General features: G+C 44.6%; 3 protein-coding genes. 2 read left to right on the top strand and 1 reads right to left on the bottom strand.

The window, feature by feature from the left end; genetic code table 11:
* The coding region (locus tag R7P35_RS24130; protein ID WP_318092852.1) for a 5'-nucleotidase C-terminal domain-containing protein at positions 1-508 on the top strand (508 nt) is incomplete at its 5' end.
* 108 nt (positions 509-616) lie between these two features.
* A complete protein-coding gene (locus R7P35_RS24125; RefSeq protein WP_318092851.1) occupies positions 617-1189 on the top strand; it encodes a Crp/Fnr family transcriptional regulator in 573 nt (190 codons plus the stop codon).
* A 57-nt stretch (positions 1190-1246) separates the two neighbouring features.
* Here the strand turns inward: R7P35_RS24125 and R7P35_RS24120 are convergent.
* The coding region (locus R7P35_RS24120) for a DbpA RNA binding domain-containing protein (RefSeq protein ID WP_318092850.1) at positions 1247-1545 on the bottom strand (299 nt) is incomplete at its 5' end.

The following is a 1545-nucleotide window of genomic DNA, read 5'->3' as shown; positions in this document are numbered from 1 at the left end:
TGATTGGGATAACTTCCGTACGTACAACTTTGACGTGATTGATGGTGTGGAATACCAAATCGACATCACTCAACCACCGAAGTACGACGCGAATTGTAAAGTCATTAATCCGGACTCCCAGCGTATCGTGAATCTGACTTTCAATGGCAAACCAGTTGATCCGAAACAAGATTTCATCATTGCGACTAACAATTACCGCGCATACAGCAATACCTTCCCTGGCACTGGTCCGGACTTCATTGCATTTGACTCCCCAGACGAAAACCGTTCTGTGGTTGCTGCGTACATTTCTCGCGTCAGTGAGGAAAAAGGCGAAGTCACGCCAAGCGCTGACAATAACTGGTCGTTCGCACCAATTAAGTCAGACAAAAAACTGGATATTCGCTTTGAAACCTCACCGAGCGAAAAAGCTTCGAAGTTTATCCAAGACAAAGGCCAATACCCGATGAAACGCGTCGCAACTGACGAAGTGGGCTTTGCGATTTATCAGATCGATTTAAACAAATAAGCGACTCGATGTTCAAACTAGCGGCTCCTCAGTGAGCCGCTTTTTGTTGCTGCACAAAGCAGTTAAGATAGTTCAAATGCGCTAACCCTTTCACTGCAGATAACCTTCATGCAAAACGACGTATTTTTCGATCTCACTCAACATGGCTTTTCAGAAGACGAAGCCTCACAACTCATGGTCTATGGACAAGAGTTAGAATTACCCACTAGGCACATTCTTAGCCATCAAGGTGAATTTAGTTCTCACATCTACTTCATTCTGGAAGGGTTATGCCACGCAAGCTATCTCACAGAGAAAGGAAAAGAATTCAGCAAAGAGTTTTATGGGGAAAAGGACTGGGTGATCGGCTTTGAAAGCGTGATAAAAGATCAACCTTCACCGTACTTATTGGAAACGCTGACCGCATGTCATTTATTCTGTTTGCCTATCGAGGCATTGCATCAATGGCGCGCCGAAAAGCACTCAATTTACCTAAAATTGCTCGAAACGCAGTTGATGAACAAAGAGAATAAAGAACGTTTTATGCTGTTGTATTCACCTGAGGAACGTTATCAGTTATTTTGCCACCACTACCCAGATTTAGAACAACGCATTACCGACAGCCAAATTGCGGCTTACCTCGGCATTACCGCTATCAGCTTAAGCCGTATTAAAGCGCGTTTAGCAAAAGACAACAAATAAGAGACGCACCAAACAAAAAAGCTCTTCCAACGAAGAGCCTTTGTTCAATCTAATGACTTATTTAAGAAGACGCGCTCGGAACTGACGCCCTTTCATCTTACCCGTACTGATAATTTGCAATGCTTTCTTCGCGGCAGACTTTTCTACAGCAACGTAAGAACGCACAGGGAACAAATGAATCTTGCCCACTTGCGCTCCTGGGATGCCATTTTTGCCAGTCAAACACCCAAGAATGTCGCCAGGACGAACTTTTTGCTTCTTGCCGCCATCAATGTTGATGGTCACCATCTTCGCTTGGTATGGCTGCTGATTTGATTTCGCTGGCAAGGTCGCGGGTACCACATCCATCTCTAAGT

Source organism: Vibrio sp. Vb0304, from assembly GCF_033338995.1.
Taxonomy (GTDB): Bacteria; Pseudomonadota; Gammaproteobacteria; order Enterobacterales; family Vibrionaceae; genus Vibrio; species Vibrio alginolyticus.
Note: the sequence above shows the minus strand (reverse complement) of the source record. Positions and strands in the feature narration are given on the sequence as shown.

Excerpts from the sequence above, each read along its gene's own strand:
- R7P35_RS24125 (WP_318092851.1), top strand. The coding sequence starts at position 617 with ATGCAAAACGACGTATTTTTCGATCTCACTCAACATGGCTTTTCAGAA.